Annotated in this window: 6 protein-coding genes and 1 tRNA gene; 2 read left to right on the top strand and 5 right to left on the bottom strand. The window is 54.4% G+C overall.

Annotated elements, in window-relative coordinates; genetic code table 11:
* Positions 1–169: 169 nt before the first annotated feature.
* The 4 genes from QVP67_RS12320 to QVP67_RS12305 form a co-directional block, all read right to left on the bottom strand.
* Positions 170–251 (bottom strand) — tRNA-Leu (locus QVP67_RS12320).
* A gap of 134 nt (positions 252–385) precedes the next feature.
* A complete protein-coding gene (locus QVP67_RS12315) occupies positions 386–1,396 on the bottom strand; it encodes a S41 family peptidase (protein ID WP_022163866.1) in 1,011 nt (336 codons plus the stop codon).
* 12 nt (positions 1,397–1,408) lie between these two features.
* Positions 1,409–2,254 (bottom strand): DUF3316 domain-containing protein, encoded by an 846-nt coding sequence (locus tag QVP67_RS12310; protein WP_288180177.1) that lies wholly within the window; start codon positions 2,252–2,254, stop codon positions 1,409–1,411.
* Positions 2,255–2,374: 120 nt separating this feature from the next.
* Entirely contained in the window at positions 2,375–5,059 is a 2,685-nt protein-coding gene (locus QVP67_RS12305) for a DNA gyrase/topoisomerase IV subunit A (RefSeq protein WP_022163864.1), read from the bottom strand.
* 454 nt (positions 5,060–5,513) lie between these two features.
* Between QVP67_RS12305 and QVP67_RS12300 the strand changes: the two genes are divergently transcribed.
* Both QVP67_RS12300 and QVP67_RS12295 read left to right on the top strand, forming a co-directional pair.
* Positions 5,514–7,055 (top strand): glycine--tRNA ligase, encoded by a 1,542-nt coding sequence (locus QVP67_RS12300; protein WP_022163863.1) that lies wholly within the window; start codon positions 5,514–5,516, stop codon positions 7,053–7,055.
* Positions 7,056–7,220: 165 nt separating this feature from the next.
* Entirely contained in the window at positions 7,221–7,850 is a 630-nt protein-coding gene (locus tag QVP67_RS12295; protein WP_022163862.1) for an FKBP-type peptidyl-prolyl cis-trans isomerase, read from the top strand.
* 160 nt (positions 7,851–8,010) lie between these two features.
* Here the strand turns inward: QVP67_RS12295 and QVP67_RS12290 are convergent, their stop codons facing one another.
* Positions 8,011–8,841: a hypothetical protein gene (locus QVP67_RS12290; protein ID WP_022163861.1), complete on the bottom strand. Its 831-nt coding sequence runs from the start codon at positions 8,839–8,841 to the stop codon at positions 8,011–8,013.
* Positions 8,842–9,010 lie beyond the last annotated feature (169 nt).

Here is a 9,010-nt window from a genome sequence, read left to right as displayed (position 1 = left end):
GGAGCCACACTTGCGTCGCTCAAACCCCTGTCCAGAGGGCTTGTGGCGGGTCTTGCTCCGGTCGTAGACAGGGCGGCGGCATGCCGGCGGAACAGACCGTCGGGCATGGGCAAAAAAAGAAGATGCACCCCGATTGAGGTGCATCTTCTTTTTTCCTTCAGTGAAGAAGTGCGGGTGATAGGACTCGAACCTACACGCCTTGCGGCACCAGATCCTAAGTCTGGCGCGGCTGCCAATTACGCCACACCCGCCGGGGGCTAATTAGGTTTAGCGGGGGCAAAGATAATAAGATTTTCGGTTGTGCCAAACTCTTTGACAAAGATTTTGGCGGTTGCAGGGCATAAACTGCGTCTGTACGATGCCTTCAGGCCGTTTGCAGGAAGGCTTACTGCCCCGACTTCAGCAGCTGGCGGGCCCGTTCGATGAGGGTGTCTATGCCTTTGCTCTGGTCTGCTTCGTCCATGTCGATGTGAATGTCGGGATCGATGCCGAACTCAATCTGTTCCATCTGCGCATTCAGGTGCGGACTGGCCGAGAAACGCACCGCCCAGCCGTTGGGCAGCTCCGACGAGAAGGGCAGGCCCGAACCGCCTCCGGTCTTGTCGCCCACGAGGGTGACGCCGGGCAGCACACTCATCGAGTTGACAAAGTCGTTGGTGGCGCTGTAGGCGTGGCGGTTAGTCAGTACCACCGTCTGCTTCTGCCAGCGGATGCTGTTTGAAGGCTCCAGGTAGATAGGTTCGGGGTCGGAGAAGTCGTTGTGACCCTTGCCGGTCTTGTGCTGTATGTAGCCCGTCAGCACCCGTTCGTTGGTGAATCGGGCTGCAATGCGGCTGGCATAGGTAAGATTGCCTCCTCCGTTGTTTCGCACGTCGATGATGAGGCCGTTGCAGATGGAGAGGTACGACAGGGCTTCGTCCAGATTGCCGTCGCCCACGCCCGACGAGAAGTCGCCGTAGTAGATGTAGCCGATGTTATCGTCGAGGATACGGTATTTCATTCCGCCCGAGATGCGGTAGTCGCGTCCCAGGTATTGTTCGATGATGGCTTCGTCGAAATTGCGCGGGTAGTCCAGATACCAGTCCCAGTATCGGGCGGTATTCGAGGCACTGTACAGGTTGACGTGTCCGTCCTTCAGTTCGGCCAGCATGTTGCCCAGCACTTCGAACAGGCCGTCGTTACTCATGTCCGAGGTGATCAGGGGCTGGTACTTGTCGTGGATGGCGTCCCAGTCTATCTGCTTATAGTCGAGGAAGCAGTATTGCTCGTCGATGATTTTCCAAAGGGCTTCGAAGTTGCCCTGCGGGGTATTGTCGAATTCTTCTTCGCGGATGCAGCCGCCTGCCAGCACAAGCAAGGACAGCAGCAGGCTGTATAGGGTATAACGGGTTTTCATAAGGCTTTCGGTTTATTTGTTGCGCATCAGGTAGAGTTCTTTCACGAAGCCCACCATGAATACGTGCGAGTACGTATGTGTGCGGATGTCGTTGATGCTGGACTGTTGTGCGTCCCACAGATAGGCTAAGCGCATCTTGACGCGGCCTACGGGGAAGTCGGCCGTCAGCATTTGCCGCAGCGAGGGCTGGTTGTGCAGCGAGGTGAAGCGAACCACTCCGCCGGCATTGCCCAGCGAGAATATTTCGTAGTACGACTGTCCGTAGTGGGGCGAGAACATCAGACCCATAACGGGCAGGTTCAGCTGGTAACGCAGCGTGAGGGGGTAGTTGCGGATGCGCAGGTTCCAGATGGCCATGCCCGATGCGGCCAGGTTGACGTAGGCACGTGCCTGTGCGGGGTTGTTGCCGTTGCGCATGTTGTAGACGAAGCCTCCGTTCAGCTCGCCCGCAGCTCCGGCCAGCAGGCGGAAGTTGTCGGTCAGGCGGAAGTTGTAGTGCAGGGCATAGTTCCAGTTGAGCAGGGCATTCACGGTGTTGTTATTGTCCGCACGGTTGTGCGTGTAGCCCAGGTTGCCTTGGAAGAAGGTCTGGCGCGAGATGTTGCCGTCCAGCCAGTGGGTCATGCGCATGCTTTCGCGTGCAATGCGGAACTCAATGCCCCGATACTCCTGTGGCGACAGGTAGGTATCGAATACGTTGGTGGCCCCCACGCCGTACAGTGTTGCGCGGGTGATGAAGCGGCTCTGTGCCGCCGAGTCGGCCTTCAGTGCCTGTACGGCTTGCTGTTCGGGGCTTTGTGCCGCCAGCGTGGTACAGCCGAGCAGGGTCAGGATTAGGTATAAAAATCTGTGGTTCATCTTATTCTTTAAAGAAATGTCCGGGGCATCCCGCATTTCGTAATTCTTTATTCTTTATTTTTCATTCGCTTCGCTCAAAACCTTTTTTGTAGTTTCAGTAAAAGCATAGTCCTGATTTCCTTAGAAGAGTTTCATCTGTCCCGTTATCTCGTCGATGATGTCGCCTTCGCTCTTGTCGCGGTCGGGGTCCAGGTTTTCGGGCTCTTCGTCGGGAGTGTTGCCGGCGTTGTCGTCGGGCAGTTCGGGCTGACGGGTGGGCTCCAGCTCGTTGATGGTCTCAACGGTGAAGGTCGTCAGACGCTTTCCCTTGGCTTTGAAGCCCTTCACGGCGATGAATTCGTCGGCCTCGACTACCAATGGTTCGCGGAAGCTGTCGTGTCCGCCGAATACCACTTCCAGGCGCGGATAGTATTCGTCGGTCAGCAGAATGAGGCGGTTGTTCTTGTTCTCGCCCAGGTAGTTCTGCTTGCGGGTGAAGGGCTCGAAGCAGAAACGCTTGATGTAGGGATAGTTCTGCTGGTCGGCATCGTAGAGGACGGCGGTCCACACCTTGTCGGGACTGAATTTCTCGATGATGCGGATGTTGTCTTCGTAATGGTTGTTGACGTCGAAGTTGGTGGTATAGAAGTCTCCGTTGTTCAGCACCACCAGGATGAGTTCGTCGCTCTGGAATTCGCCCAGGTAGTCGCCGCGTCCGTCGTAGTTCAGGCGCAGCACGTCGCTGTCGAACCATACTTTTCGTCCGCCCAGAGTAGAGCCTCCCCGTTGCTTCAGGCTGATTTTGTGCACCGGGTTGCGGGTCAGAATGTTTCCGATGGCCTGCCGTCCCTTGATGCCTATCTTGCTGAAGTCTTCCTCGAAGATGATTTTGCGCAGGCGCGGGTTAGGTTTCAGGGTGACTTTGATGATTTCGGCCTCGCCGTTGGGGTTGGCAGTGAAGTAGGTGATGCGCGAGTCGGGGGTACCTTGGGTGACGTCGTACTCGCGGTCGCGCACGACGGAGGTCACGGCAAAACGCTTGATGTAAGTGGTGCCTTCCTTGCCGTCGCGGTAGCACAGGTTGTAGATGGTGCGCTTGTCGTTCTTCTTGAACACGTTGGCATAGAGGATGTTTTTGCCCACGAACTTCTTGTCGGCCACGGGGGTGACAAGGTAGCGTCCGTCGCGGAAGAAGATGATGACGTCGTCCAGGTTGGAGCAGTTGGCCAGGAACTCGTCTTTCTTCAGACTGGTTCCGATGAAGCCCTCCTCGCGGTTGATGTATAGTTTTTCGTTGGCCTCGACCACTTTGGCCGAGTCTATGGTGTCGAAATTGCGCAGTTCGGTGCGGCGAGGGAAGTTCTTGCCGTACTTGTTCTGCAGCATGCGGAACCAGTCGACGGTGTATTCCACGATGTTGTCCAGGTGGCGGTCAATCTCTTCGATGTCGGCTTTCATGCGGGCGATGGCTTCTTCGGCCTTGTCGGAGTTGAACTTGAGGATACGCGCCATCTTGATTTCCATCAGCCGCAGGATGTCGTCCTTGGTCACCTCGCGTACGAAGGTGGGGTAGTAGGGCGTCAGGCGCAGGTCGATGTGTTCGCAGGCGGCGTCCATGTTCGGGGCCTGTTCGAACTCGCGGTCCTTATAGATGCGCTCTTCGATGAATACTTTTTCGAGCGAGGCGAAGTGCAGGCTTTCCATGATTTCGCCACGGCGTATCTGGAGTTCGCGGCGAAGCAGGGCCAGGGTATTGTCCACGGACTTGCGTAGCACGTCGCTCACGGTGAGGAAGTGGGGCTTTTGTGCGTCGATGACGCAGCAGTTGGGCGAGATGCTCACCTCGCAGTCGGTGAAGGCATACAGGGCGTCGATGGTTTTGTCCGACGACACGCCGGGAGCCAGGTGGACGAGTATCTCGACGTTGCCCGAGGTAAGGTCTTCCACCTTCTTCACCTTGATTTTGCCCTTTTCGCTGGCCTTTACGATGGAGTCGCACACGCTTGCCACGGTTTTGCCGTAGGGAATTTCGCGGATGGCGAGGGTCTTGTTGTCAATCTTCTCGATGCGTGCGCGGATACGTACGGCACCTCCCCGTTCGCCGTCGTTGTACTTGCTGACGTCGATGCTGCCTCCGGTTTGGAAGTCGGGGTAGAGTTGGAATTCCTCGTGATGCAGGTAGCGGACGGCGGCGTCGCACAGCTCGTTGAAGTTGTGCGGCAGTATCTTCGACGACAATCCCACGGCGATACCTTCGACCCCCTGAACCAGCAGCAGCGGGAACTTGACGGGCAGGGTGACGGGTTCGCGGTTGCGTCCGTCGTACGACAGCTTCCACTCGGTGGTCTTGGGATTGAACACCACGTCGAGGGCGAACTTCGAGAGGCGTGCTTCGATGTAACGGGGGGCAGCGGCACTATCGCCGGTCAGTATGTTTCCCCAGTTACCTTGGCAGTCGATGAGGAGGTCCTTCTGTCCAAGCTGCACCAGCGCGTCGCCGATGGAGGCGTCGCCGTGGGGGTGGAACTGCATGGTGTGCCCCACGATGTTGGCCACCTTGTTGTAGCGGCCGTCTTCCATGCGGCGCATGGAGTGCAGGATGCGGCGTTGCACAGGCTTCAGTCCGTCGAGGATGTGCGGCACGGCGCGTTCCAGTATGACGTACGAGGCGTAGTCCAGAAACCAGTTCTGGTACATGCCGCTCAGCTGGTGTTTCACGTTGGCATCTTTCGTGTCGGCGGGTTTGTAGTCGGAGTGTTCTTCGCTGCCTGCTTCGTTGAAGTCTTTTTCCAAATCGTCTTTCGGTTCGTCCAAGTTTTCGCTCATATTCTATCGGGGAATTGTCAATGTCGTTACGGAAATTTTTTCTGTTGCAGGCAAAATTACGAAAATTATCGGGATTTTGTGCAGTGAAACCGAAGAATACACCCCTATTTCTCGATTTTTGCCCCCTGTTTCGCAAGTGTTTCTCCCCCCTTTGTTCCGACGTAGATCCGATGTAAGATTTATTTCCCTTTTTGATGTACACTTGTCATCCGTTTGTGGGACACTTGTACGGCTCGCGAGCCGTGCAAGTGTCCCACAAATGGAATGCAAGTGTGGCTCGAAGGCCTTGCGTGCGTGCCTCTCCGCAGGGGGCAGAGGCAGGAGGCAGAGGCTGAAGGGGTGCGTAAATTTTCAATTATTAAGTCCTTGCACGGTGCTACATATTGGATAAATATCTATCTTTGTGGCGTTTTAAACGAGAATTAGCAATAAAATTAATCGATATTTTAAGAAAATGGCACAAGAAGACGTTTTTAAGAAACTTGTATCACACTGCAAGGAGTATGGTTTTGTGTTCCCCAGCAGCGAAATCTACGACGGGCTGGGAGCCGTGTATGACTACGGACAGAATGGTGTGGAACTGAAAAACAACATCAAGCAATACTGGTGGCAGAGCATGGTGCTGCTCCACGAAAACATCGTGGGCATCGACTCGGCCATCTTCATGCACCCCACAATATGGAAGGCCAGCGGACACGTGGATGCGTTCAACGACCCGCTCATCGACAACCGTGACTCGAAGAAACGTTATCGTGCCGATGTTCTTATCGAAGACCAGATAGCCAAGTACGACGAAAAAATCAATAAGGAAGTGGCCAAAGCTGCCAAGAAGTTTGGCGACGCCTTCGACGAGGCTCAGTTCCGCAGCACCAATGCCCGTGTGCTGGAACATCAGGCCAAGCGCGACGCCCTGCACCAACGCTACTCCGACGCGATGAACGCCGGTCCCGACCTGAACGAATTGCGTCAGATCATCCTCGATGAAGAAATCGTATGCCCCATCAGCGGTACGAAGAACTGGACTGAAGTACGTCAGTTCAACCTGATGTTCTCTACCGAAATGGGTTCGACTGCCGACGGCTCCATGAAGGTATACCTCCGTCCCGAAACAGCACAAGGTATCTTCGTCAACTACCTGAACGTGCAGAAGACGGGCCGTATGAAGATCCCCTTCGGTATCGCCCAGATAGGAAAAGCATTCCGTAACGAGATTGTAGCCCGTCAGTTCATCTTCCGCATGCGCGAGTTCGAACAGATGGAAATGCAGTTCTTCGTAAAACCCGGCACCGAGCTCGAATGGTTCAAGAAGTGGAAAGAAATCCGCCTGAAATGGCACAAGGCCCTGGGCTTTGGCGACGATCACTACCGCTACCACGATCACGAAAAACTGGCTCACTACGCCAACGCCGCTACCGACATCGAATTCCTGATGCCCTTCGGTTTCAAGGAAGTGGAAGGTATCCACAGCCGTACCAACTTCGACCTTTCGCAACACGAGAAGTTCTCGGGCAAGAACATCAAGTACTTCGATCCCGAAACCAACGAAAGCTACACACCGTACGTCATCGAGACTTCAATCGGTGTCGACCGTATGTTCCTCAGCATCATGTCGGCTTCTTATAAGGAAGAGCAGCTCGAAAACGGCGAAAGCCGCGTAGTGCTGAAGTTGCCCGCTGCCCTGGCTCCGGTGAAACTGGCCGTGATGCCGCTTGTCAAGAAAGACGGACTGCCCGAGAAGGCACGCGAGATTATCGACGCACTGAAGTTCCACTTCAACTGCCAGTACGACGAGAAAGACTCCATCGGCAAGCGCTACCGTCGTCAGGATGCCATCGGTACTCCGTACTGCGTCACTGTCGACCATCAGACACTCGAAGACAACTGCGTCACACTGCGCAACCGCGACACGATGCAGCAAGAACGTGTGGCCATCGCCGACCTTGACCGTCTGATTGCTGATCGCGTCAGCATCACTTCACTGCTGAAGACACTGTAATTTTTTAGTTGATAAGTTGACGGGTTGACAAGTGAACAAGGCTACAAAGATGAAGGAGGCAGAGGATGAAAGAATATTCTGTTTATCCGCTTCCCTTGTTAACTCGTTAACTTGTCAACTCCTCAACTTGTTAACATGTCAACTCGTTAACTAAAAATAATCCATATGAACAAATGTCTTTTATACCTATCCCTCTTCCTGTTTCTGTCGGTAGGCTTTGCCGCTTGCGATGAGGTAGAAGAAGTGGGCGAGTACGACAACTGGGAGCCGCGCAATACTGCCTTTATCGACTCTATTCACGCCCTTGCTGCCGACCGTCTGCTGCCCCTGAACGCAGCGCAGGAAGAAGCGGACAAGTTCGAACCGGGCGAAATGTTCGGTTTGGAGACTACGGCAAGCACCACTGCGGGCAAGCAGTATGTGTATTGCAAGAAGATTGTAAAAAATACGGCAGGTGCCGTGCCTGTATATACCAATACCGTAGAGACTCACTATTACGGTACGCTGATAACGGGCGATACCTTTGGTGGTACGTTTGAGGGGTATGCAGCAACTGACCGCGGTGTACTTGATCCTGAGACAAAGGCACCAACAGCTTTTGATAGCCCTACTGCTTATTCGGTAAGTGGTGCTTATTGGGGGACGGGATGGGTGTCGGCCCTTCAGTATATGCATGTAGGTGAACGTTGGATGCTTTATATTCCTTACCAGAGTGGATATGGTGAGAGTGGAAGTAATAACGTATTGGGGTATTCTGCCCTTACCTTTGACTTGCAGTTAGAAGGCATTGACTAAGCCATTGCCGCTATAAATAAACAGGCGCAGACCTATATCGAATGGAAAAGTGTGGGATTTGTCAGACAATTCCGGACAACATTCGGTGTAGGTCTGCGCTTTTTATGTTTGGGGAACAGATCGTTTGCATAGTTCCTTCCCCCATTGTACAAAAACTGCCTTAGGCATGAAATCCGATCAGTCCTTCCAGCGGACTTTTTACGACTTGTCCCAAGCGGATGTCCTCGGCTTCGGCAGCCTCGGCCAGCAGCGGTTGGTAATGGAAGGCGATGGAACCCGTGAAGTGGACCTCGTACCGGCGGTAGTCGTAGTGCTTCACGTTGCGGCACAGAAAGGCGCGGAAGCTGTTCGTCACCAGACGACGCACGCAAGGTTCCTGCAAGTGTCCGGCCAGGAAGGGCGACAGGCCTGCCAGAAAACGGTTGGGGAACGGACGGCGATAGACGCGGTCGATAATCTCGGCGGGCGTAAGGTCGTACTTCGACAGAAATTCGTCCTTCAGTGCCGCCGGCATCTGCTCTTTCAGCAGGTCGCCCACTAATAGTTTTCCCAGACAGGCGCCACTGCCCTCGTCGCCCAGAATGAAGCCCAAGGGCGATACATTGGCCTCAATTTCGCGGCCGTTATAGAAGCACGAATTCGAGCCCGTGCCCAGTATACAGGCAATGCCCGCCTCGTGTCCGCACAAGGCACGTGCAGCGGCCAGCATGTCGGTACAGACCTCTACGGCATCGGTGCCGAGGCTGTGAGTCAAGGCACGGTGCACTGCCTCTGCCTTATCGTTGATGCAGCCCGCACCGTAGAAGTGTACGCTGTCGGGGCGTAACCCGTCCAGCCGGGGCAACAGTTCGCTGGCGATTTCCTGTTCTATTTCCTCTTCTGTCTGAAAGTACGGGTTGATGCCCCGTGTAGTCAGTTGTTTCAGCGGTTTCCCGCCTTCGGCCACGCACCAGTCGGTCTTGGTGGAGCCGCTGTCGGCTAAAAGTATCATATTTTGAGTTTTTAAGTTTTTGAGTTTTTAGGTTGACAAGTAAACAAGTTAACGAGTTGACAAGTTAACGAGACCACGAGGAAATGCCTTGTAGTCTGTAGCCTCGTCAACTCGTCTACTTGTTAACTCGTCAACTAACCTGTCTTTTCCCAAATTCCGGTTCTATCTG

This window comes from Bacteroides sp. CAG:633, from assembly GCF_000435115.1.
Taxonomy (GTDB): domain Bacteria; phylum Bacteroidota; class Bacteroidia; order Bacteroidales; family Bacteroidaceae; genus Bacteroides; species Bacteroides ndongoniae.
Note: the sequence above shows the minus strand (reverse complement) of the source record. Positions and strands in the feature narration are given on the sequence as shown.